At 23.9% G+C, this 25859-nt stretch carries 22 protein-coding genes; 5 read left to right on the top strand and 17 right to left on the bottom strand.

Features of this window, described 5'->3' with window-relative positions; genetic code table 11:
* Position 1: 1 nt before the first annotated feature.
* A complete protein-coding gene (locus IGS63_RS10635; protein ID WP_190614819.1) occupies positions 2 to 838 on the top strand; it encodes a peptidoglycan DD-metalloendopeptidase family protein in 837 nt (278 codons plus the stop codon).
* Positions 838 to 2199 carry an N-acetylmuramoyl-L-alanine amidase family protein gene (locus IGS63_RS10630; RefSeq protein ID WP_190614818.1) on the top strand — a complete coding sequence of 454 codons (1362 nt, stop codon included), beginning with the start codon at positions 838 to 840 and terminating at the stop codon, positions 2197 to 2199. Before IGS63_RS10635 ends, IGS63_RS10630 begins: the two co-directional genes overlap by 1 nt.
* Positions 2200 to 2370: 171 nt before the next feature.
* Here the strand turns inward: IGS63_RS10630 and IGS63_RS10625 are convergent, their stop codons facing one another.
* The 17 genes from IGS63_RS10625 to IGS63_RS10545 all read right to left on the bottom strand — a co-directional run bounded on the left by IGS63_RS10625 (position 2371) and on the right by IGS63_RS10545 (position 22482).
* On the bottom strand, positions 2371 to 4437 hold the full coding sequence (locus IGS63_RS10625; RefSeq protein ID WP_190614817.1) for a heavy metal translocating P-type ATPase: 2067 nt from the start codon (positions 4435 to 4437) through the stop codon (positions 2371 to 2373).
* A gap of 13 nt (positions 4438 to 4450) precedes the next feature.
* On the bottom strand, positions 4451 to 4759 hold the full coding sequence (locus IGS63_RS10620) for an ArsR/SmtB family transcription factor (protein WP_420856929.1): 309 nt from the start codon (positions 4757 to 4759) through the stop codon (positions 4451 to 4453).
* Positions 4760 to 4949: 190 nt separating this feature from the next.
* On the bottom strand, positions 4950 to 5507 hold the full coding sequence (rsmD, locus tag IGS63_RS10615) for a 16S rRNA (guanine(966)-N(2))-methyltransferase RsmD (protein WP_190614815.1): 558 nt from the start codon (positions 5505 to 5507) through the stop codon (positions 4950 to 4952).
* A 10-nt stretch (positions 5508 to 5517) separates the two neighbouring features.
* Positions 5518 to 7839, bottom strand: a complete 2322-nt coding sequence (recG, locus tag IGS63_RS10610) for an ATP-dependent DNA helicase RecG (protein WP_190614814.1) — start codon at positions 7837 to 7839, stop codon at positions 5518 to 5520.
* Positions 7836 to 8717 carry a DegV family protein gene (locus IGS63_RS10605; RefSeq protein WP_190614813.1) on the bottom strand — a complete coding sequence of 294 codons (882 nt, stop codon included), beginning with the start codon at positions 8715 to 8717 and terminating at the stop codon, positions 7836 to 7838. Before IGS63_RS10605 ends, recG begins: the two co-directional genes overlap by 4 nt.
* Position 8718: 1 nt before the next feature.
* Positions 8719 to 8958: a hypothetical protein gene (locus IGS63_RS10600; protein ID WP_190614812.1), complete on the bottom strand. Its 240-nt coding sequence runs from the start codon at positions 8956 to 8958 to the stop codon at positions 8719 to 8721.
* A 6-nt stretch (positions 8959 to 8964) separates the two neighbouring features.
* On the bottom strand, positions 8965 to 11580 hold the full coding sequence (locus IGS63_RS10595) for an O-antigen ligase family protein (protein WP_190614811.1): 2616 nt from the start codon (positions 11578 to 11580) through the stop codon (positions 8965 to 8967).
* Between the two features lie 312 nt (positions 11581 to 11892).
* Positions 11893 to 13059 carry an alkaline phosphatase gene (locus IGS63_RS10590; RefSeq protein ID WP_190614810.1) on the bottom strand — a complete coding sequence of 389 codons (1167 nt, stop codon included), beginning with the start codon at positions 13057 to 13059 and terminating at the stop codon, positions 11893 to 11895.
* Between the two features lie 4 nt (positions 13060 to 13063).
* On the bottom strand, positions 13064 to 13747 hold the full coding sequence (locus IGS63_RS10585) for a metal-dependent hydrolase (RefSeq protein WP_190614809.1): 684 nt from the start codon (positions 13745 to 13747) through the stop codon (positions 13064 to 13066).
* On the bottom strand, positions 13744 to 14550 hold the full coding sequence (locus tag IGS63_RS10580; RefSeq protein ID WP_190614808.1) for a hypothetical protein: 807 nt from the start codon (positions 14548 to 14550) through the stop codon (positions 13744 to 13746). The genes IGS63_RS10585 and IGS63_RS10580 overlap by 4 nt, the downstream gene beginning before the upstream one ends.
* Positions 14522 to 15034 carry a hypothetical protein gene (locus tag IGS63_RS10575; RefSeq protein ID WP_190614807.1) on the bottom strand — a complete coding sequence of 171 codons (513 nt, stop codon included), beginning with the start codon at positions 15032 to 15034 and terminating at the stop codon, positions 14522 to 14524. The genes IGS63_RS10580 and IGS63_RS10575 overlap by 29 nt, the downstream gene beginning before the upstream one ends.
* Positions 15031 to 15837 carry a prolipoprotein diacylglyceryl transferase gene (lgt, locus tag IGS63_RS10570; protein WP_420856928.1) on the bottom strand — a complete coding sequence of 269 codons (807 nt, stop codon included), beginning with the start codon at positions 15835 to 15837 and terminating at the stop codon, positions 15031 to 15033. Before lgt ends, IGS63_RS10575 begins: the two co-directional genes overlap by 4 nt.
* 94 nt (positions 15838 to 15931) lie before the next feature.
* The gene (locus IGS63_RS10565) at positions 15932 to 17149 is read right to left on the bottom strand and encodes a hypothetical protein (protein ID WP_190614806.1); all 1218 of its coding nucleotides are present in this window, start codon (positions 17147 to 17149) and stop codon (positions 15932 to 15934) included.
* Positions 17128 to 19599, bottom strand: a complete 2472-nt coding sequence (locus IGS63_RS10560) for an esterase/lipase family protein (RefSeq protein WP_190614805.1) — start codon at positions 19597 to 19599, stop codon at positions 17128 to 17130. The genes IGS63_RS10565 and IGS63_RS10560 overlap by 22 nt, the downstream gene beginning before the upstream one ends.
* Before the next feature lie 9 nt (positions 19600 to 19608).
* Complete coding sequence (locus IGS63_RS10555; protein ID WP_190614804.1) at positions 19609 to 20460, bottom strand: polyprenyl synthetase family protein; 852 nt, start codon at positions 20458 to 20460, stop codon at positions 19609 to 19611.
* A gap of 31 nt (positions 20461 to 20491) precedes the next feature.
* On the bottom strand, positions 20492 to 21715 hold the full coding sequence (gene thiI / locus IGS63_RS10550; protein ID WP_190614803.1) for a tRNA uracil 4-sulfurtransferase ThiI: 1224 nt from the start codon (positions 21713 to 21715) through the stop codon (positions 20492 to 20494).
* Positions 21716 to 21738: 23 nt separating this feature from the next.
* Positions 21739 to 22482 carry a lysophospholipid acyltransferase family protein gene (locus IGS63_RS10545; protein ID WP_190614802.1) on the bottom strand — a complete coding sequence of 248 codons (744 nt, stop codon included), beginning with the start codon at positions 22480 to 22482 and terminating at the stop codon, positions 21739 to 21741.
* 293 nt (positions 22483 to 22775) lie between these two features.
* Here IGS63_RS10545 and IGS63_RS10540 point away from each other — a divergent pair, with 293 nt between their 5' ends.
* The 3 genes from IGS63_RS10540 to IGS63_RS10530 all read left to right on the top strand — a co-directional run bounded on the left by IGS63_RS10540 (position 22776) and on the right by IGS63_RS10530 (position 25852).
* Positions 22776 to 23348, top strand: coding sequence for a TetR/AcrR family transcriptional regulator (locus IGS63_RS10540; RefSeq protein ID WP_190614801.1), 573 nt, complete (start codon positions 22776 to 22778; stop codon positions 23346 to 23348).
* Positions 23349 to 23372: 24 nt separating this feature from the next.
* Entirely contained in the window at positions 23373 to 24815 is a 1443-nt protein-coding gene (locus tag IGS63_RS10535; protein ID WP_190614800.1) for a radical SAM/SPASM domain-containing protein, read from the top strand.
* Positions 24816 to 24886: 71 nt separating this feature from the next.
* On the top strand, positions 24887 to 25852 hold the full coding sequence (locus tag IGS63_RS10530) for a 1-phosphofructokinase family hexose kinase (RefSeq protein ID WP_190614799.1): 966 nt from the start codon (positions 24887 to 24889) through the stop codon (positions 25850 to 25852).
* Positions 25853 to 25859 lie beyond the last annotated feature (7 nt).

The following is a 25859-nucleotide window of genomic DNA, read 5'->3' as shown; positions in this document are numbered from 1 at the left end:
AATGAAACGATTAATTGTATTAATTATAGTTTTATGCGGGGGTATTGGATTTAGCGAAGCGGGGTATTATTATAAAGTTCAAAAAAATGATTCAATAATAAAAATATCAGAAAAAACAAAAATTTCAGTTCCAGTTTTAATTGATAGAAACCCTGAAATAGTGTATCAAAAATATTTAAATTTAAATCAAAAATTATTTATTCCAAAAGAAAATATTTTTTATTATGAAGTAAAACCTGGAGATTCATTAAATTATATTGCTATAAAATTTTTTACTCATCCAGATTTAATACTCAAAGTAAATTATATTAAAGATAAAAACTTTTTAAAAGTAGGACAAAAATTAAAAATACCTTATAAAATTATAGGCCTTTGTTATAATAAAAATCAAACTATTGGATGGCCTATAATTGGTTATGTTTCTTCACCTTATGGCTATAGAATGCACCCAATATACAAAAAAATAAAATTTCATACTGGAATAGACATAGTTGCTTCAAAAGGAACTCCAATAATTGCTGCCAATTCTGGAAAGGTTATATACGCTGGTGAAAGTGGTGGATATGGTAAACATATAAAAGTATTATTAAATAATAAAATATATTTATATGGGCATTTAAGTGAAATAAATGTATGTAAAGGTTATATCGTAAAAAAAGGTGAAATAATAGGAAAAGTTGGAAGTACTGGTATTTCAACAGGACCCCATTTACATTTTGAAATAGATAACTTTAAGGATAATAAAAGTATGGATCCAATGATGTTTTTAGATAAAAATAAAAATAAAGCTTATAATATAAAAAGTGATGAATATAAAATGTATATGGGAGGGGAATAATGTTTAATAAAAGAACTATTTCTATTTTTCTCTTTTTGATTTTTTCGTTTGCACTATCTTTTTCAAATGATGTTTACTTACAATGGAGAAAAATAGATTCTCAGTATTATTTTGAAAAAAATAATACTACATATATACAACTCAATTATGTTGCTGAAAAATTTGGTAAAGTAGTAAAAACAGATGAAGATTTAGTTATAATTAAACATGATAAATGGAAAGTCTTTTTATTTCCTAAAAATAAAATGTGTATTATAAACAGTATGGAATCATTCAAATTTTCTGATGAAGATATAAATATTGTTGATAAGAAAGTTTATTTAACTCCACAAGTTATTTCTAAGGTAATGAATTTAGATTTAATATCTAATGCTAAAGGATATTATTTAAATGTACCAGTTGCTAAAATAGAAAGTATAAATACTATTTTTGGAAAATCAAATGCACGAACTATAATAGAGTTAAGTGAAGATGCCAATGTAGAAGTATATCCACTAGTTAATGCTTATGGTTATTTAATAAAAATAAAAGGTGCAGAAGTTCCTGATTCTATTTACTATCATGAATATAACAATAAAGTAAAGTATATAAAAGCTTATCATTTTTCTGAAACAGAAGTATGGGTAAAGATAGTTTTAAATTATAAATCAGAATTAAAAAAGACTTTTGAAAGTAAAAGAGTTATATTAGATTTTTATTTTCCAGAATTAACAAGACCTGTTTTAGTCATAGATCCAGGTCATGGTGGTCATGATTCTGGTGCAGTTGGATTTAATAAACTTTATGAAAAAACAGTTGCATTAGAAGTTGCAAAAAAAGTAAAGGATTTATTAGCAAATGAAGATATAGATGTATATTTAACAAGAACAAAAGATGAATTTATAGAACTTTATGATAGAGCTATGTTTGCAAATAATAAAGATGCAGACTTATTTATCAGTATTCATTTAAACTCCTATCCAGATGATAGAACTGTAAATGGAAGTGAAATCTATTACTTTGATTTTTCAAAATCAAGCTATGCAAGGAGAATTGCTTGGAAAGAGAATTTAGATAGTAAAAAAGATAAACCAATAATCGAAACTTGGGTTAAAGATAAAGAAAGCTCTATTGAAGAAAGTAAAAAATTCGCTAATATTTTAGAAAATGAAATAAAAAGAAATAATATTACAGATAGAGGTATTCATTCTGCAGAATTTGCTGTTTTAGCTTATACAAGATGTCCAGCTGTTTTATATGAATTAGACTTTTTAAGTAATAAAACAGTAGAACAAAAATTTAAATATGGAACAGACTATGTAAAAAAGTTTGCTGGAATTATTAAAGAATCTGTTTTAAAATACTTTAAAGAAAAAAAATGATATAATTATAACTTATGAATAAATAAATGCATGATTTCTTTAAAAGAAATCATGCATTTTAATTTTAAATTTTTTTCTTATTGTAAAACTCAATACACTCATGAATTTTAGTTCTTCAGTAAAATAAAAACTTATGCATCTTATTTTTTATAATAAAAGAATTTATTTATTCTAAATTTTATAAATTACTTCTTTTTTATTAATTCTCATTGCATTTAAAATTGCAAGTAAAGCTACACCAACATCAGCAAATATAGCTTCCCACATAGTTGCTATGCCTAAGGCACCTAACACTAAAAAAACTATTTTTATTAACAATACAAAAATTATATTTTGCCAAATTATTTTTGATGTTCTTTTTGAAATTTTAATAGAAGTTATTATTTTATCTATTTTATCATCCATTATTACTACATCACTTGCTTCAATAGCTGCATCTGAACCTAATCCACCCATTGAAATTCCAACATCTGCTCTGGTTAAAACAGGTGCATCATTAATACCATCACCTACAAATGCAACAGTATTTGTAAAGTTTAATTCATTTTCTAATTTTATTACTTTATCATTAGGTAGTAATTCCGAATAATAATAATCTATTCCTAATTCATTAGCAACATATTTTGCCACTTTTTCATTATCTCCAGTGAGCATAATTGTTTTTATACTTAATTTTTTTAATTTTGCAATAGTTTCTTTTGATTCATTCTTTATTTTATCTGCAATTACTATATAACCTGAATATTTATTATTAATAGCAACGTGAATAACTGTTCCAAATTCACTTATTTTATCATATTTAATATTAAATTTTTTCATTAATTTTTCATTACCCACAAATATTTCAAAACCATCTATATTAGCTTTTACTCCATGTCCTGGAATTTCTTCATGTGAACTAATTAAATTTATATTTATTTTATTTTTATAATAAGTTTTAATTGATTTTGCTATAGGATGATTTGAATATTCTTCTGCATAAGCTGCAAATTTTATTATATTTTTTTCTTTTACATTAAATGCCACGACTTTGCTAACTTCAAAAACACCATGAGTTAAAGTACCTGTTTTATCAAATACTACTTTAGTTAAATTTTTTAATGCTTCTATATAATTACCACCTTTTACCAATACTCCATTTTTAGATAAAGCTCCAATACCTGCAAAATATCCCAAAGGAATAGATACTACTAAGGCACATGGACAGGATATAACTAAAAATAATAATCCTCTATAGAACCAGTCATTAAAATTACCTAAAAAGATAGGTGTTATAAATGCTATTACTATTGCTGAAAATACTACTATGGGAGTATAATATTTTGCAAATTTAGTAATAAATTTTTCTGTTTGTGCTTTTTTAGAAGACGCATTTTCTACCATTTCCAATATTTTTGATACTGTAGAATCAGAAAAAAGTTTACTTACTTTTACTTTTATTGTATTGCTTTCATTTATGTAGCCACTTAAAATTTCATCATTTTCTTTTAATGATTTTGGAATGGATTCACCTGTTAAAGCTAACGTATTAACTTTTGTTTTACCTTCAAAAATAATACCATCTACAGGAACTTTTTCTCCTGGTTTTACTAAAATAATATCTCCTATTTTTAATTCTTCTGGATTAATTATTTTTGTTTTTTCTCCATCAAATTTATTTGCAAAATCCGGTCTTATATCCATCAATGATGTAATAGACTTTCTTGATTTATTTATAGCTATTGACTGAAATAATTCACCAATTTCATAAAATATCATAACTCCAGTAGCTTCTGGAAATTCTTTAATTGAAATAGCTCCTATTGTAGCTATACTCATTAAAAAATTTTCATCAAAAAAATTCTTATTTAAAATATTTTTTATTGATTTCCATATTACTTTATATCCAGATATAACATAAGATATTAAAAATAAATATATTGAAATATTTTGAGTTGTAAAAAACCAGCCACTTATAAAAAAGATTAAAGCTATGGAAAATCTTATAGTTTCATTTCTAATTTCATTTTTTTTTTCTTCTTTTTCTTCTTCTTTATATAAATTTACATGAGGTTCTAATTTTTTTACTATACTTTCTACGTCTTCAAATTTATCATTTTTTGATTCAATCGTAATTATTTTAGTTATAAAATTTAAGTTTACTGATTTCACATCAGCTAATTCTTTTATTTGTTTTTCTATCTTTGAAGCACAATTGGCACAATCTAATCCTTCTAATTTTATTTTTTGTTTTTCCATAAAATTCACCTCCTTACTCTTGAATGTGTTCTAATCCTATATTAAATATGTTTTTTATATGCTCATCATTGAGAGAATAAAATACAATTTTTCCTTCCTTTCTATATTTAACAAGCTTAGATTGTCTCAAAATTCTCAACTGATGAGATATTGCTGAACGAGAAATTTCTAAAATTTTAGATATAACTTGCACACAAAATTCACCTTTAAAAAGTAAACTAATAATTTTAATTCTTGTACTATCTCCAAATATTTTAAAAAGATCAGATAAATCAAATAATATTTCTTCATTTGGCAAACTTTCTCTTATTTTATTAATCATTTCAGGTGTATCACTTAGACAACATTTTTCTTCCATAAAATTCACCTCCTATATATATCATATGTGAACATATATTCATGTATATTATATAATATTTTTTTTTATTTGTCAAATAATTATTTTTTGTTATATTTAAATCTTTTTAAAATAAAATAATCCTCATAAAGTATATTACTTTATGAGGATTATTTTATTTTATTTTTTTAAATATATCAAGAGTAATTTCACCATAATTTCTGCTTTCATCTAAAACAAAGTTTTTCAAATTTAAATTATAATTTTCTCTTTTTGATCTTTCTAATATAATATATCCACCAGAAATTATTATTTCATGATTTTTATCTAATATTTCTAAAAAATCATTACAAAAACCCAAATTAAATGGTGGATCAGCAAAAACTATATTAAATTTTTTTTCACTATTTTTTAATTTTGGAATTGCCTTTCTAAAATCATTTTTTATAACTTGAACTTTATTTGAAATTTTTAGTTTATTTAAGTTTTTAATTATTGATGAAACGGTTTTTGAATTAACTTCTATTATAGTTGAAGAAGAAGCTCCATTACTAATAGCTTCAAAAGAAAATCCGCCACTTCCCCCAAAAACTTCTAATAAGTTAACTTCTTGAAAATCAAAAATATTCATTAAAATTTGTTTTAATTTTCCTGGTGTGTATCGTGTTCTTTTATCATTAACTGTTTCATATGTTTGTCCTCTCATTGTTCCTGTTTCGATTTTAAGAGCCAATTTAATCACCTCATATTGCATTTATTAAGTTTAATTTCTTTCCATATCTTTTTAAAATTTCTTTTTTTAATTTTTCATCAAAATAACTTTCTTGATTCGATTCTAATTCTTTTCGTATTTTATCAAGTAATAACATATCTTCAACTATATCAGTAAATTTAAATTCATGGATACCATGTTGTTGTGTTCCAAAAAATTTTCCTGGTCCTCTCCAAGACAAATCTATTTCAGAAACTTTAAATCCATCAAATGTATTTGAAAATTCAAATAATTTATTTTTTGTTGTTTCTGGAATATTATTTCCTGTTATTAAAAAACAATAAGATTGTTTTTTGCTTCTTCCAACACGTCCACGAAGTTGATGAAGTTGAGATAATCCGAATCTGTCTGCATGTTCAATAACTATTACCGTAGCATCTGGTATATCAACACCAACTTCTACAACAGTTGTTGATACTAAAATAGAAATTTCTTTAGAAGAAAATTTTTCCATAATATTATTTTTTTCTTCTGATTTCATTTTCCCATGTAAAAGTGCTACATTATTAAATTCTAATTTTAATTTTTCATACATATCTTTTGCTGCTTTTAAATCTAATACTTCAGATTCTTCTACCAATGGATAAATGAAAAAAGCCTGATTTCCTTGATCTATTTCTTGATGTATAAATCTATATATATTTTTTAAATTAGAATCTGTTGATAATACTGTCTTTACTTTTTTCCTTCCTTTAGGCATTTGATCAATTATACTTATATCTAAATCTCCATATATGGTTAAAGCTAATGTTCGTGGTATGGGTGTAGCTGTCATTACAAGAATATCTGGTGATATTCCTTTATTTATTAATTTTAAACGCTGATTCACACCAAATCTGTGTTGTTCATCTATTATTATAAGTCCTAATTTAGAAAAAACGACATCGTCTTGTATTAATGCGTGCGTTCCAATTATTAAATCAATTTTTCCATTAGCTAATTTTTCTTTTATTTCTTTCTTTTCCTTATTTTTAGTTTCTCCCAATAAAAGAGCAACATTTATTCCTATATTTTTTAAATTTTTTTGTATTTTTAAAAATTGTTGTTTAGCTAAAACTGACGTTGGAACCATCATTGCAGATTGATATCCAGCTTCAAAATTATCTATTATTGCAAATTCTGAAACAACGGTTTTACCAGACCCAACGTCTCCTTGAAGCATTCTATTCATAGGAGATTTTGAAATAAGATCTTTTCTTATTTCATTATGGGACCTTATTTGAGCTTCTGTAGGTTTAAAAGGAAGAATTTTTAAGTATTTTTTTAATAATTCTCCACTTATTTTTTTTGATATTCCAAACTTTTTTTGTTTAGAACTTTTTTTTGATAAAAGCAAAGCACTCTCAAATAATATTATTTCTTCATATTTCATTGATTCATAAGCTAATTTTTTATGATAAAAACTCTTTGGAAAATGTATGCCTTTTATGCGTTCGTTTATATTTAAAATTGAATATTTTTCTATTAAAGGTTTTGGTATATATTCTTCATAATAATAAACTTGTGGAATAGTTTGTTTGAATATTTTTCTAATTACTTGTTGAGAAATACCATTAGTAAGGGGGTAAATTGGTAAAATTTCTTTTTTTAAACTTGATATTTCAAAAAATTCAGGTGATTTCATTTGACGTCTTCCATAAGAATATTCAACCTTACCATAAAAAGCAAACTCTAATCCTCTTTTTAATTTATCTTTAACAAATTTTTGATTAAAAAAACTCAATATAATTACACCTGTGCTATCTTCTACAGAATAGTTTATTATTGTTAATCCTTTATTTATTCTTAATTCTTCAAAATTTACTATTTTACCAGAAATTAAAGAAAATTCTCCATCTTTTGTATTTATTATCTTTTTTATTTTTCTCCTATCCTCATAATCTCTTGGCAAATAAAAAAAAGTAGTATATAAATTAGATAATCCAATATTTCTCAAAGAATTTGCTCTTTTTTCTCCAACATGTTTTAAAAATTTTATGTCAGTAAACAAATTTATTTTTTTTTCTGGTTTTTCAAAAGAATCTATTAAATATTTATTCTTTAACTTGTTTAATGCAGTTTTTAATTCTTTAAATCTTTTAATCTTTCTTTCTTCTGGTAATACAGCTAATGGTTTTACATAACCTAATAATTTTTTTATATCTTCAAGCATATTATTGTCTTTTAATGTTTTAGTATTAATTTTAGAAATAGAATAAAAAGCAGGAAAAATTTCTTCCCACTTTTTAATATTCTTTTCTTTTAAATCTAAAATATATTCATATTCATTTAAAATTTCCTCTATGTGCATCATTTTATTGGCTCTTTTTCTCCATATACCGCAAGTCCAAATACTTCAGGTCCACTATGAGAAGCTACTGTTGGAGAGATTCTTCCTTCTATAACTCTGTAATCTTTGATTCCAAGTTTTGAAAAATCTTCCATAAATAAATTATACGCCTTTAGCATTTGTTCTTTATTTTTTTCCAAACTATGTATTATATATATCTTTACATTATTTGGTCTATCTTTAATAAATTTTATGGCATTATTTTTCATAGTTAAATAAACTTTATTCATTCCTCTAATCTTAGCTATAGGAGCTATAAATCCATCTTCAACTCCAAGTATAGGTTTTATATTTAAAATTGTTCCAGCAAGTCCTTGAGCCTTACCTATACGCCCATTCTTTATTAAATATTTTAAAGTTGGTACAGAAAATTGCATATATGATGATTTTTTTATTTCAGGTAATAATTTTTCTACTTCCTCAAAAGATTTTGTTTGAAGTAATTCCATAATTTTTTCTGCAATTAAATAAGCGCCTATAGATATACTTTCTGTATCTATAATATGAATTTTTATATCTTCAACCATATTTCTAGCCATTTCACAAGTATTAATTAATCCAGACATTTTAGAAGAAAAATGTATATCAACTATTTCATCAAATCCTTTATCTTTTAAATCTTGATATATTTTAACAATTGATCCTATTGATGGTTGAGATGTATGAAATTCATTAACATCAAATATTTTAGAATAATATTCATCTTTTGTTATAGTAATTCCATCAATAAAAGTCTTTTCATCAAGTACAACATTCATACCAATTAATTCAGCATTATATTTTTTTAAAATTTCATCAGTTACGGCACATCCACTATCTATTAAAATTGCTCTTTTGGGCATTTTAATCCTCCTTCTTTACTACAATCTTTTCATTGTCTAACTTTATGATATATCCATTAATTTTTATTTGTTCTAAATCACCTTTTTTTATAAATTTTTTAGCTTTATTTACAGACATTAAATTTATATAATATTTTTCCAAAGAATTATTGGATACTCTTGTTATTTTATAGTAACAAATAAACGTAATTAAAAAAATACTAATTGAAAGTATCAATAAAAATGTTGTTATCTTATACAATCAAATTCATCTCTTATTTAAATAATGAGAATATGTTACTATAAACTTATCTATTCTTTGTTTATAATTAATGTATAAGTTAGAATTTTTATTTTTTTGATCTAAATAATAATTATAAACATCTTTATAATTATTTATTATTGCATTAATAAGTTTATCTTTATACTCAGTACTTGAAGCTAAATAAAGACTATCTAATAATTCTAATGAAACGTCTGGAATTCCTCTAAATTTAAGAGCCATATAATAATTGGCCATGCCATCTTGTTTTGTTATTTCAAGTATTTTATTGTATAAAATACTTTGGTTATAAATTCTAGAATTTAAAAGTATCATATTTAGTTTTATATATTCAGAATATATATTCTCCCATTCTGGAAATCTATTCCATGCACCAGGTAATAATTTTATAGCTTCATCATACCAATGAAAAAATTCTTTTAATTCATTATCCAATAAAATATCTATTTTTTTAGAATCTTTAACTTTAGACTTTAAAATATTCAATTTTTCTATTATAACTAAATGATACTTAGAAATTAGTCTGTAAGCATTTTTTTCATTAAAAGAAGTATAAGCATACTCAAGTTCATCTATTTCATCTAAAGTTGTTTGAATAGAAAGTATTATATTTTTAGTTTCTTCATTATAAGCTAAATTATAAATATCTTTTACTGTATCGCGTAATTTATTTGAAGTGAACGGCATTAAATCAATTGAACCTTTAAATTCATTTATAATATATCTATATTCTGGTCTTTTTAATTCAAAAATATCTGGTAATGAATTATAGTTCACTTCTTCATATCTAAATGGATACTTTGTAAAAAATTGAGCTAAATAAAAAGCAGATTTCCCAAAAGCAGGATTCATATCAAGCGATTTTAAAAAGTATTCTTTAGACTTCAAATAAGAGTTCTTTGCATTATTAAAATAATTTATTTGTTCTCTTTTTAAAGTATTTTTTCTACTTTCTAAAGAACTTATGGCTTCATTTATTTTTTTAAACTGTTCAGAAAATGGTGAATAATTTTTTAATTGATTTTTATAAGTATTTATTTGAGCATTTATATTATTTAAAACTTGTGGAATTTTAGTATTTGATATTTCATAATATTGATCTAATTTACTGTATTCATTATTTCCATACTTAAAGTATACTTCAGATGCTGTTGATAAAACTTTTAAGTAAGAAACTACTATACCAATTAAAATAATAGGTATCAAAACATACAGTGTATTAATTTTTTTGATTTTTATAGTATTAAATTGTTTTGAAACAGCTACTGATAATACGAAAAGTGTTACCATAATATTTGGATGCATATGCATTGGAAATTCAGTTGCAGAATGTACTATTGTTATAGTAGCTATCCATGCAAATAATGAAAATAAGAGCATTTTATTAAAGTTTTTTTCTTGTTTTATTGACTTGAAAAATATAAATAAAAGTGAAATTATTATACCTAAAATACTAAAAAAACCTATTAATCCAGTTTCACCTAAAACTTGTAAATAATCATTGTGTGCCCTTTTAAAATTATTCCAAGCATATAAAAATCTTTCTGGATTTTCTTTTTGTACATCTTTCATGTAATAAAGGGCATATACAGGATATGTATCAATACCTCCACCTATTATAATATGTTGAGGATGATTTTTATCTTGAAATTGTTTTATTGCAGCCATCCAAGACAAAGTTCTTTCATCCCAAGAAGAACCATTTGCCATTGCAACAAATCTACTTGAAGCATTAACTTCTCCACTTTTATTAAAAGGTGATTTTATGTTAAACATTCCAAAAAGAAATATAAAAATAATTATTATTGTTATAAAATAATAAATAAATTTTTTTGATTTTAAATACTCTTTAGATTCTTGATTTTTATACGAAATTAAAACAGACACAAGAGCAACAATCATACCAGCAAATAATCCCATATATACAGATCTTGTTTGAGCAAATAGTATAACCCAATACATTATAAAGATATTAAATAATCCATAAAATCTTATAAATAAATTAGAATCTTTTTTTAATGTAAAATAAACTGCTATCGGTAAAAGTTGAGCAAGATAATCAGAAACAAAGTTAGGATTTCCAATAGTTGTTCTTAAAGCAATTCTTGCATTTGGATCTCCTATTTTACCAAAAAATATATCAAATCCAAATAATTTATTTAATAATCCATCTATTGCAATAATTGTACCAGTTATCAACAAAGCAAAGAGGGCATATTCAATATACTTAAATTTTTCTCCAAATTTTTTAGTTATAAGAAAAGAAACTGAAATTATTAATATAGTATATAGAGATGTTTCTACTGAAACCCTTAAATATATAGGATTTTCAATAGCAACAGATATTAAAGATAAAAGGGTAGATATACCAAAAAAACTGAAAAAAATATGAACTGGTGTATATTCAATATTTATTACTTTATTTCTTTTTGTAAATAAATACGAAATAAATAATGCTGTAAAAAACAAAGCAAAAAACATATGTTTTTGAGTTGAAAATTCATAAACCCACTTAGGTATTATAAAAAATGGCAAAACAATTAAAAAGCTTAATATTAACCCTATATCATAAGGAAGTTTAATATCTTTTTTTAAACTCAATAGAATCACCCCACATAAAAAATTCTTTCCTTGAATATATTACCATATTTATTAAAAAAATACAATAAAAAAAAGCCCATAAGGGCTTTTTTAAACAAATTTGATATCTCAAATCTGTAAAAATTTCCGGGGACAGATCACTTTAGGAGGGAGGGTACCTTCTTTGGATGACCTGCAAAGCCATTATACAATAGTTAATTTTTTTTTCAAAATATGAAATATCTCTTTTACATCTGGTTAATGAAAAAAATTACAGAATATTTGCAGTTAATGAAAAAAATTTCATATTCTTGAATTTTTTTCTTAATTAAATTAAAATGAATATAAAATCCAAAGTAATTCTGTACTTTTTATTATATTTTTATAATTATAATTAGAAAAAACAGGAACATAATTAACAGTATATCCATAAGTACTCCATTTAATTCCAGAAATTTTATTTACATAATTTAAAACTTTTTTTGTTAATGGATTTAAATAAGTAGTAGAATTTTTAGATAAATCATATTCCTTCTTTAAATCTATTGGAAAAGAGAATTTTTTTGAAAATTCATAAAAATTTTTAGAATCTTTCATTATTTTATATATCTTTTCATAAGAATACTTTTGAATATCAATGTTTTTTATATTTATAAAACCATCGCCTAAACTCAATCCACCAGCTTCATGGCTACCACAAACAATAATTAAGGTATCTTTTATATGTTTTTTTGAAAACTCTATAGCGGAACTTATTGAATTGTCAAAATCTATTAATTCATTTATCATTGCATAAGTATCATGTGCTATTGAAGCATTTGCTATTTTAGAAGAATCTATTAAAATAAAAAATTTATTATTGTTAAATTTTTTTAATGCATAATTTAGCATAACGTTCATAGATTTTCTTTTATCAATAAAATATGGCATATCTGAGTAAGAAGTAACTATTAATTCTGGTTTTAAAGAAGGAGTATTTGGAATGTGTAGTTTATATTCAAAATTATTTATTGAATTTGGAAGATCGACTCTTCCACCACCAATTAATAAATCTATATTACTATTTAATAATTGATTAGAAATATTTTTGTTATTATTAAATGTAGAGTGTGCATATGCACTAGCTGGAGAAGCAGAAGTTAATTTTTTTGTAGTTATCAAAGCTATTTTATATCCAGAATCTTTCAAATAATAAGTTATTGGGAATATATTATTTCCATTATAATCAATATTTATATTTCCATTATTTGTTTGATTAAAACTCATTATAGAAGTCATAACAGCCGATGTATCCATTACTTTATTATAAGATGTCATTAAAGATAAATTATTTAATTTTTCCATATTTAATGTTTTTTTATATTTATATTCAGAATAAATATTTGCTAAATTAATATGATTTGTTCCCAGCCCATCGGCAATAAACAAAAAAATATATTTATATGAAAAAACATTTGAATACAAAAATAATATTAAAAGTAGTATAGGTATTTTTTTCATTATATCACACTTCCATATATGTAGAAGGGGACATTATCTTACAGTTAATTTTTAAAGATTCTACTTTTGATTTAAAAAGATTAGCATCTGCATTTATTATTGACCACGTATTATAATGAATTGGGACAACTAACTTTGGTTTTATAAAAAAAGCAGCTGTAGCTGCATCTTCAATATCCATTACATAATTACCTCCAATTGGAAGAAAAGCAACATCAATTGAATATTTTTCTAATAATTTCATATCTAAAGTTAATCCTGTATCACCTGCATGATATATTTTTTTATTATCTATTTCAAGTAAAAAACCACAAGGATTTCCAGCATAAATAATATTTTTTCCATCAAATATTGAAGAACCATGAAGTGCATTAATTAATTTTACACTACCAAATTCAAATGATTTTGATCCTCCAATATGCATTGAATGGATATTTTCAACTCCATTCATTTGTAAATATAATCCAATTTCATAATTACATACCACAGTAGCTCCCGTTTTTTTTGCAAGTTCAATTGTATCTCCAAAATGATCTCCATGACCGTGAGTTACAAATATATAATCAAGCTTTTTTATTGAATCTAAAGATACAGTGCATTGAGGATTTCCTGTAATAAAAGGATCTATAATAGCATTTATACTCCCTTCTATTAAAAGTACAGAATGACCTAAATAAGTTAATTTCATTTGAATTCCTCCTTTTTAAGTATGGAATTAAATTTTTTATCATTTAACTTTTTAAAATTTTTTGTTAAAAAACTTTCAAAGTCAATAATTTTATCAAAGTTATAATTAAAACGTTTTATAAATTCTAAAATATTTTTCCCATATGGAAATTTGTAATATCCAATAGTTTTTAAATTAGCTTCATTCAAATACTCTTCCATATTATTTCTTTTTAAGTATAATAGAGAATTTGTTTCACATAGTATTTCATGCCAAGTATCTTTTGAACTATGTTCTATTAAATTGCCAAAATAATAATGTGAATATTCATGAGCGATATCTTTTTTAGAATTTACAAACATAACATTAGGATTTATATGAAATGACCTGTTTTCAGTATACACAAAAAACAAATTTTGTGTTGGAATAGAAAGTTTTTTTAAAATATTAGATATACTATCAACGGTACTTAATATCCATTTTTTATCTGAATAAAAATTTTTATATTTATAAAATTTTTTATTAAAATAGACATATGCAGAATTATATTTAGATTGTTTTTGAATTAAAAATTTTTCATTTGAAAATCTTAAAAATGAATTTTTAAAGTTTATAATTGCATAATTAAAATAAGGTATTTTTTTATAAAAAAAGAACGTATTGCTCTTAAAAGTATCTTTTGTATTTAACACAATTAAGTTTATACCTGTAGAATATAATTTAATGCTATCTTTATCTGAAACAATAATAGTAATTGGAAAAAAAATTAGTATAAATATTATAATAAATAATAATCTAAACTTTAAAAACAATATATCCTTCAAGATTTCCACCTGTTTTTTGAGAATTATTTATATTTATTTTACTATTTTCTGGTAAAGCTATAATTGTATTATTAAACTCTTCATTTAAAATTACTGTTGATATTATGTTTATTTTATCTTCTTTTATATGTTCATCAATTTTTATGTTGGGATTTATTATATTCAATACTTTTTTATTCATAGTTAATTCATAATTAGTTTTTTCTAAAACAGTTAATTCATTGTAAGGTACTTGTATCAATGTTTTTAATGTCCCATTTAATTTTATTGTACCGATTATTGTTATATCATTATACTCTGAAATAGCAGATAAAACTTCTTTTAAGTCTTCAAACTCTTCTTTGTTTATATTTCCCGAAAAATTTCCAGACAAAATTAATATTTGAATATTCATATCACTTAATATATCTATAAAATTTTCTAATGTAACATTATTTTCATAAAAATCTTTTTTTGATTTATATTGTACAAGTGCAATATTCATTTTTTATTCTCCTTTTTTTTTATATATATAAACATAACAATTCCAATTATTGAAAGTATAAAACTTATTAAAACAGCAGTTTTCATTCCAAATATCATTAAACTATCAGTTCTTAAAGTTTCTATAAAACCTCTTCCTATTGAATATAAAATTAAATAAAGAGCAGTTACTTCACCAAAACTATTTCTTTTATTCCTAATATAATACAATAAAAACAAAAATATAGATAAGTCTAAAATAGATTCATATAAAAATGTTGGATGAAAGTAAGAGTAAGATTCATATCCAGGCATTCTATCTTTTAATGCAATAAACATCTTCCAAGGCAACTCAGTTGGTCCACCATAAGCTTCATGATTCATAAAGTTTCCCCATCTTCCAATTGCTTGAGCAAGCGGAAGCACAAATGTAAAAAGATCTAATGATTGTAAAAATTTCATAGAACATTTTTTTCGTTTTGTATATATATAAGCAGCTAAAATAGATCCCAAAACGCCACCATGAATAGCCATACCACCATGCCAAGTTTTTATTATTTCAGTTGGATATTGAGAAAAATAATTCCAATTAAAAGTAACATAATAAAGTCTTGCACCAATAATTCCAAAAATAATTCCAAAAATAATAGCTCCAAAAAAATCATTTTCTAAAATTTTTTCTTTTTTAGCTTGCTTTTCTGCAATAGATACTGCAAGCATAACTGCAATGGCAATTAATAAACCATACCACCTTGTTTCTAAAACTCCAAATTTAAATAAAATTGGATTAAAATACCATTCTCCAGAAAAACTTTTTGGAAGAATAAATATTGAAATAAATAAAAAAATTGAAATAATAGTTATAAATATTTTAAAGTAAAACTTATCTTTAAATATAATTCACACCTCCATTAATATTTTATAAAATATTTTCTTCATTATTTAATTCAAAAAATAATGTTTTAAACATCTTTTCAAGTTGAATTTTTGAATAAACTTTTGAACCATTATTTGTATTATCTTTTTCTATATCTTCAACTATTGAATTAAATCCATTTGCTAAATAAGCTTCTTTTTCAAATTCAGAAGTTTCTTCTTTTAAGAAGCTTTCATAATTTTTCTTCATTGTTTTATCTGGTTCAATAGCAGTTTCTACTGTTTTTAATTTTTCTTCAACTTCTTGTTTTTCTTTCAAAAATTTTTCTCTTTCTTCATCATCATCTTCTTCTACATTTTCTGATAATAAATCTGTAGAATTATCTATTTCTGGAACTTCTTCTTTGTTTTCAATATTTCCTTCAAGTTCATCTAACAAATTTTCAAGTTCATCAATATTAGCATCTTTTAAACTTTCATCTATCTTAGAAGATAATTCTTTTGTATTAGTTGTTTCTTCTAAATTTTGAGAAATATTTTTATCCATATTTTCTATATCTTCGTCATTTTCAAGATTTTGTTGTGGATTTCCTTCAACTTCATTCAATAATTTTTTTAAAGCCTTAGATTTATTCCATATATTTTCAACATTATCAAGTTTTAAATTTATAACTTCTTCAATTGAAATATTTTTAATATTTTGAAAGTTATTATCTTCATTTTCATTGTTAGATAATACTTCAACTGTTGAATTCATAAATCCAAATTTTTTTATTACAAAAAAAACTAAAAAACCTGAGAGTGCTGATAAAAGAAATACTATTAAAGTAATCATTATAAAACTTACAAAATTAAATTTTTCTTTTTTTGTATCTGTACTCTGTGGGGTTGGTTGAGATTTATCTAATTTAAAAGAATCAAAATTTAATTTTTCAGTTAAATTATTTTCTTTTATATTTTTTAAAATTTCTAATGCTAAAGCATTATCTGGAAATTGTGATAAGTATATCTTTGCTTTTTCATATTCTTCATTATGAAAAGCATCTATTCCAATATATAATTTTATTTCTGGAATATCTTGTTCTATTTTAGAAGAAATTGACAACGCTTTTTCTAAAAGCGTTTCAGACATCTTATAAGAGCCTGCTCTATAAGCTTTTATTCCAGATAAATAATAGTTATAGGCGGTCTGATAATTTCCAAATGAAATTACAAATAAAATAATGATTAAAAATAATACTAATTTATTTTTCCATCCCACAATAAATTACCTCTCAATGTTTTAGTTATAAAATAAAAAGTTTTATTATCAAAGTATACATCTTCAATTTCATTCTTAAATTTTTGATAATCACCATTAAAAATTCTATCTTTTAAATTTATCTTTGTTAATGTTGTTTTTCCAAAAACTAATAAAGTATCATTATTTAAAAATAAAGAAAGACGTCCTATATCTTGATTACCTATAATTTGAGTTTTAAAGTATTCTGTGTCATACATTATTAATTTATAATCAGAAGTTAAAATAAATAATTGTTTTTTATAGGGTACAAAGTCAATAAAGTCTCCAAAATTGTTTAATCCTTTGTTTATTAAATCCTCCTTATTTAAAACTGTTAAAAGCTTTCCATTATTAATAATTGAAATTTTATTGTTAAAAACAAAATATACATCTTTGTCTATAATTTTTATTTTTTTAAATAAAAATTTGTTAGATATCAAAGAATTATCTAAGTAAACAGAAGAATACATATCTTCATTAAATACTGTTATTAACCCATTATTAGGAAGATAATATGCTTCATTTGAAGTAATTAATGAATTTGATACTTTTACAAAAACTCCACCAGTTTCATCTGTTGCATAAATTCCATCCGGTGCAGAAATAAAATATCTTCCATTGTAAATTATTCCACCAAGCACTTTAACATTTAAAATTTTTTCAAATTTGTCATTGTATACACCATTAGGCGTTTCAAGGAAAAGCTTATTTTTTAATTTTTGTATTTTTATATAATCTTCTTTTAGGACTCCATAGTCATTATTTTTTAATATAAATGTTTTTTCCGAATAAGAGTTAGGAACCTTAAAAAAATTATAAGATTTAGCCAACTCTTTTTTTTCTGCTAATTCTTTTTCTTTATAAGTTTCAATGAAATTATCATTTTCAAAAGGCTTTATAACTATCTTATCTACTTTTGAATTCAAAAATAATTTTATGGAATCTAAAATTTTAGGATCGGTATAAATTTCAAAAAAACTTTTTTTGAATAATAGATTTTTTTCAAATTTGTCATTCAATGCACTATCTATTGTAACTATTCCATCTCCATGTAAAAATTCTGGATAAAATCTTTCTAAAATAGATCCTTTTATACTTTCATTTAATCCTGTAACACTACCGGCAATAGCCATATAGTGTATATCTTTTCTTAATCCAAAAGAATCTAATTTTTTCAAAACATATGAATTAGGCATTATTTCTTTATAATAACTATTTATTTGTTCAATATAAAAATTTACATTATGTTCAATTGATACCATTGTTCTTTCATTTATTCCAAATGTTTTACTTAAATCTGATATATTTTTTCCATAAAGTACATTAAAAAACAAAGGGTTTGCTATATTAGTTCCTTTATTTGGAGTAGAAATTAATACAATATTTTGAACATTTTTAATATCTGGATCAGATTCAATAGCCATTCTAGCAATTAATCCGCCTACACCATGAGCTATTATATCAAATGTTCTATTAGGAAGACGTTTTAATTCTTGCGCCAATCTTTTTGCTTCAAATTCTATATAACTATTTTGACCTGTTCTCATTAAAAAAGCTAAAAAAGAATCATAATAAAGCTTACTCTTTGTTTCAACCATTGGATAATTATATTTCCATATAGTTCTATCTGGAAATAAAACACTCCAAAGATTTTTACCATAGGGATCTGTAGCGGTTTTTGTGTTAGATAAATATCCAGAAAAATTTAGATCAGATCCACCCACTAAAATTATATCATTTTTTATTGAAGGTGGTTTTTCAACTAATGTCCTTAATCCATAAGAAGCTTCTTTTGGAGATTTTTGAATTAATCCAATCTTAGATAAGTGAAATGTTTCAGCTTCAATATAATAATCATTTCCATCTTTCACTATTCTACATCCTGAAAATTCAGATATTATAGGTGGATCATCATCGTTAGCATAAGCCAATGAAAAATTTGTATAATTATCCCCAAAATATAGTTTTTTTGGAATTTTATAACGAACTATTATAGGTTTCAATGAAGATTCTTCTTTACCATCAGATGGTTTTACATAATAAATTTTTCCAGTAAAATTTGCCATAGAAACTAAATTTTGATATTCGATGGAATCTTTTGAAAGTTCTACAATATCAAAAGTTTTTTTTGAAGGAAAAGCACCATCTGGTATGATAACCTTCAAATCTTGTGAAAGTATTTTTTGGTGTGCTTGTTCTTTTTGTTTTACCATTGAATTTAAATAATTTATACCTATTATTAACCCAATAACAAAAATTAAACCAATTGACATTATAATTATATTTTTTCTTGTTAATTTAAATTTTAATCTGTTTAAATAAAGTTTTATTTTTTTTATAAAGTCAAAAGATAATTTCTTTTTTTTATCTAAATTTTCTTTTTTATCCTTTTTTGATTTTTTTATTTTTTTTTCTTTTTTTGGACTCATAATTATCACCTATCTTTCTTGTATTAATTTTTTTAAACTTATTAATTTTTCAGAAAAATTATTCATTTTATACTCATTTAAAGTTTTAATACAAGAATTAAAAAATTCATTAGATTTTTCTTCTGTTTTAGTAACTCCCAAAAGTTTTAATGCTGTTAATTTATTTATATCTTTATTTACATCTTTTCCAAGAATTTTTGAATTTCCTTTTAAATCTTTCAAATCATCAAAAAGTTGAAATGCCAATCCAAATTTAACTCCAACTTCATAAAATTTCTTAGCTTTTTTTGAATCATTGACAATTAAAAAGGGAGCAGCAAAACTAAAACCAAACATTACTCCTGTTTTATATTCATACATTTTAATAATCTCATCTAAAGTTGGATTTAAAGAATATTTTTCAAATGCAACATCATTCATTTCACCACTAAAAAGTTTTAAAGATGTTGACAAAAACATATCTAAAACTTTTATCTTTAAATTATCTTCTATTGGTAAGTTTAAAATTATTTTATTTGGGACAATAAATCCATAATCACCAGAAAGTATAGCAGTATGAACATCAAATCTCATATGGTTTGATAACTTTCCTCTTCTTAAATTAGAATTATCTATAGAAGGTAAATCGTCATGTATTAAAGAAGAAGTATGTAAGATTTCAACAGCTAATCCTATATCTAAAAGAATATTTTTATCTATATCTAAAAATTTTCCTATTTCATTAATTATCCATGGGCGTAATCTTTTGCCACCATTAATCATACTATAAAATAAACTTTCTCTAAAGTATTTATTTTCAATATTATTATTTTCAAAGTATAATTTTATATAATTATTAAATTCCTTTTTAAAATTCTCCATTTAATCCTCCTCTGAAGAAAAGATAAAATCCTTAAAATACTCCACCTTTTATTTTAACAAAATCTTCTATCTTTTTTAATTCACCATCTATAAACTCAAATTTTTCTGAAGAATTAATTACTTCTTTTTCTAATTCTTCGAGATTTGGAATTTTTTCTTCTAAATTCCTTAAAATATCAATCTTTGATTTTGTTGCTGGTCTTGTAGGAACAAAAACTGTACAAGAATCTTCATAAGGTAATATAGATAAATTATATAAATCATATTTTTTGGAAAGTTGTATAGTTTCTTCTTTATCAAATCCGATTAACGGTCTAAAAATTAATCTTTTAGAAGCATCAGAAATTGATAATGCATTCTCAACTGTTTGAGAAGCTACTTGACCTAAACTTTCTCCAGTTATTAAAACTTTTGTATCAGTAATTTGTGAAATTTTTGAAGCAATTCTCATCATAGATCTTCTTTGTAAAATTATAGAATATCTTTCAGCATTTGAATCTTTTATTGCAAGCTGTACTTTTGTAAAAGGTATTGAGTAAAGATAAAAAGGCATTATTGAATATTCCGAAATTTTTGAAGCAATTTTAATAATTTTATCTAATGATTTTTTACCAGTATAAGGAGGACTCATAAAGTTAATTGCATTTAAAACCATTCCTCTTTTTAACATTAGCATTGCTGCAACTGGACTATCTATACCTCCAGACAACAATAAACTACCTTTAGAAGAAACTCCAACAGGTAATCCGCCATAAGCAGTAATACTTTCTGAATATAAAAAAGCACCTTCATCACGTACTTCAATATTTATTGAAAAATCATAGTTTTTCATTTTAACCTTTAGGTTGGGTAAGTTATTTAAAATAAATTCTCCTGTTTTTGCAGATATTTCTTGGCTTTCAAGATAAAATTTTTTGTCAGACCTTTTTGTTATTATTTTAAAAGTTTTATTATCTTTATTAGATATTTTTTTTGCAATATACAATGCCTTTTCAAAAATATCTTCTATATTTTTTTCAACTTTATAAACTGGTGAAAAAGCGTGAATGCCAAAAACTTTTTTTAATAGCTTAAAATCATTTTCTTCAATTATTACATTAGCTCTTGGTTTTAAATAAATTCTATTGAACTTTTTGATAATTGTATATCTTGAAGAAAGTTTAGATTTTATATTGTAAATGAGTTGTTTTTCAAAAAATTTTTTATTTTTGTTTTTTAAAGCTATTTCGTTTGTCTTTACTAAAATTAAATCCATTTTTTTACCTCCATAAAATTATATCACAAGTTATTTTTGTTTTTTATGATTAAATCTCTAATGTAATCACTTAAAATCTTTTCAGATTCGAAATCCTTTGGCTGTAATGGTTTTAATACTTTTAAATTTATTTTAGTTGGATTTAGCAATAATCTATTTTTTTTCATCATATTAAAAGTTCCATCTATTACAATTGGAAGTATTTGAATATTGAATTTATAAGGTACACTCAAAGATCCTTCTTTAAATTTTCCAACTTCACCATTGTTTGTACGTGTGCCTTCTGGAAAAACTGAAATTATAGATTTATTTACTTTCAATTCTTTTGCAAATGTTCTTAAAGTAATAGCACCACTTCTTGGATCATCTCTATCAACGGGAATAAAATCTAAGGCTTTAAAAAACTTTGAAATGAAGGGTACTTTCATATTTTGTTTTTTCAAAATAAAAATAACTGGAGCAATAAATCCAATAACAAGCGGTCCATCCATAAGGCTTTGATGATTTCCAACAATAACATATGGACCATTATCTGGTATATTTTCTTTTCCAATTAAGTTTACTGGACAATTTGTAAATTTAAAAGTTGCTTTACTAAAAACTACTGCTCTTTTTTTCAAAAATTCCAAGGCCTCTTTTTTATTTTTTTTCAACTTAATTAGGTATATAAGATAAACTATTTCACCATATATTCCAACATAAAATAAGAAACCTACAAAAAATACTAGAGTAAAAAATAATGAATTGAAAAAATGTATAAATTTCATGCTATTAACCTCCTAAAAGGTATTATACCATAAAAGTAGAAAGTTGTTTATTAAAGAAAAAATTATAAAGAATAAATTGTTTTTTGAAACAATTATAATAATTTTTAATTACAAATAAACTTTTTTGATCATGTATCTTTTTTTGTTATTATAAACAAAAAAAAGTGAAAAAAAACTAAACTTATTTATTTTAGATAAAAAAACTCATAATTGCATTATGAGATAAAATTAATGTATAATAAAAATGACTAAACGGTCAGTCAATTAAAAAATAATTTATTGAGGTGCATTGTATGGCAAATATGAAAAAAGAAAAAAAATTACTAAAAAAAAAATTAATAGCTGAAAAAGCCATAGAATTAATTACAGAAAAAGGTTTAAATAACTTTACAATGCAAGATGTTGCTCAAAAATGTAATGTTTCAAAAGGAACTTTATACTTATATTATAAAAATAAGAATTCTTTAATAATATCAGCATTTGGAATTTTAGTTGAAAAATTAAAAAAAACCTTTATTTATGAAACAAAAGATGTTTCTATCCCACAAAAAGCTGACTTTATTTTAAATACATATTCAGAAATATTAAATAAATTTCCATCAAAAGATTTAATGAAAATACTTGAAATACTAATAAGTTCCATACATGATGAGGAAATGATGGAAGAATTAACTAACATTTTTTCAACATATTATTCTCAAACATTAGATTTTTTTGAAACTGTCTTTGGTTCGAGGCAAAAATCATTATTGATTCATGCAATGTTTGATGGATTAGCAATATATAAAGCTCTTGGGGTTAATTTTTGTAAAGATGATATTGAAAATGACTTTAAAGAAATGATTTTAAAAATATACAAAAAATAAATTAATTTTTTTGGAGGTGTAATTATGTCATTGATGGATTCTATGAAAAACATGATGATGAAACAAGTTTCGAAGTTAGTTACAAATGTTGTTAGAAAATCAGATGTTGAACAACTTGCAAAATTATTCTGGACCTTATCTAAATTTACAAAAGAACCAACTAAAAGTGGTATTGTAAAACTTGCAAAAGGTGCTGAAAATCACGATCCAATGTTAGTTAATTGGGCTGAATTATTTAAAAAATCAAGTCCAAAACAAGTTGAGAAAATAATAAATAATCTCATAATCAATGAATTTGCAATAGGTGAAAAAGTAAGACAAGAAAAAATGCACGAACATAAAGTTGTTTTACCAAAATTAGCTATAATTTCTCCAACTTATGCTTGTAATTTAAGATGTGTTGGATGTTATTCAGCACTTTACGGTCACAAATATCAACTTTCTAAAGATGAATTATTTGATACAATAAGACAATTCAATGATTTAGGAATTTATTTCTTTATAATAACAGGTGGAGAACCTTTTGTTTATCCACATTTATTTGAAATGCTGGAAGAATTTGATGATTCATTCTTTATGATTTATACAAACTCAACATTAATCAATGAAGAAAAAGCAAAAAGACTTTCAGAATTAGGAAATGCAACTCTTGCAATATCTGTTGAGGGATTTGAAGAAATGACAGATTGGAGAAGAGGAAAAGGTGTATTTAAACAAATACAAAATGCTTGGAATTTACTTACAAAATATGGAGTTGTATATGGTGCTTCTGTAACTGCTACCAGTAAAAACCATGATTTAATTATTAGTGATGAATTTTGGGACTTCTTAAAAGATAACGGAAATGCATTTTCTTGGGTATTTCAATTTATGCCTGTTGGAAAAGATGCTACTATGGACTTAGTTCCTTCAGCAGAACAAAGATTAGAGAGATTTAGAAAGTTAGAAGAATTAAGACTTGGCGGTAAGTTTGCATTTGTTGCTGACTTTTGGAATCATGGTTTCTTAACTCATGGATGTTTAGCAGCTGGATCAAAATATTTACATATAAATGCAAAAGGATTTGCAGAACCATGTGTTTTCCAACAATTCGCAGTTGATAACATAAGAGATAAAACTGTATTAGAAATATTAAAATCACCATTTTTTGAAGCATATAAAAGAACTATACCATATTCAGATAATTTATTTAGACCATGTCCTATTATAGATAATCCAAAAGTATTTAGATCTATGGTAAATAAATTTAATGCAATTCCTCAACATCCAGGTTCAGAAAGAACTATAACAGACTTAGCACCAGAATTAGATAAATTAGCTGCAGATTGGAAAGTTTACGCTGACAAGTTGTGGATAGATGAAGGTTATTCTGAAAAATGGCCTTCAAAAAGAGGAGTGTATAATTACGAAACAAGAATGAGAAGATATGAAAACCATGAAGAAAAATTAGCATTAGATAAAAAATAAATTAAAAAAAAGTCGCTCGTGCGGCTTTTTTTTGTGGTATAATTTAATAAAAAAGAACAGGAGGTATTAGTATGAAATATGATTTGTTATCCGTTACAATGAATCCATCTCTTGATAGAGAAGTTGTTGTTGACAATTTTAAAACTGATCAATTATTTAGAATAAATAACCCTTCAAATTCAGTTATGGATCCTGGAGGAAAAGGAATAAATGTTTCTTTAATGTTATCAACTTTAGGAATTAATTCAATAAGTACTGGATTTCTTGGTGGTTTTATTGGAAAGGTTATTCAAAAAGGATTATCTAGTGTAAATGAAATTACAACTAACTTTGTGTATACAAGAGAAAGCACTAGAGAAAATATTGAAATACTAGATACCCTAAATAACACTATAACAGAAATAAACTCCATGGGACCTTTTATTACCGAAGAAGACTATGATCATTTTTTAAAAAGATATAGAAGCACTATATCTTTAACTGAAAATGTTTTAATTTCAGGTAGCATTCCTCCTGGCGTGCCAATAAATTCTTATTCTAAACTTTTAGAAATTGCTAAATCAGAAAATAAAAGAACATTTTTAGAAGCAATAGGTCCCCACTTTGATCAAGCAATTAGAGAAAATTGTGCTGATGTTGTAAGAGTTGATTTAAGAAAAAGAACTTCAAGAGTACTTGGAAGCAAATTAGAAAAAATCGAAGATTTTATTGAAACTGGAAAAGAAATACTAAATTATGGTGCAAAATTAGTAATTATGAGCTTTCATATTGTTGGAGATGTTGTAATTACAAATGATGGAATTTGGTTATTTACTGTTAAAGAAGAAATTGACAATTCACATCTATTAGGAACTGGTGATGCTTTTATGGCTGGAATAATATATTATTTATTAAAAAACGAATTAAACTATTTTGAAGCAGCTAAGTATGGAATGGCTAGTGCAATTTCTTCTGCACGATATATAGGGAAAATATTAGGTAATGAAGATGAAGTTAAAAATGATTTAGGCAAATTTGAAATCAAAAGATTAGATTAAAGCGAGG

This window comes from Tepiditoga spiralis (assembly GCF_014701195.1).
GTDB classification, from domain to species: Bacteria; Thermotogota; Thermotogae; order Petrotogales; family Petrotogaceae; genus Tepiditoga; species Tepiditoga spiralis.
The sequence above is the reverse complement of the archived record's forward strand: the minus strand, read 5'-3'. Positions and strand labels throughout refer to the sequence as shown.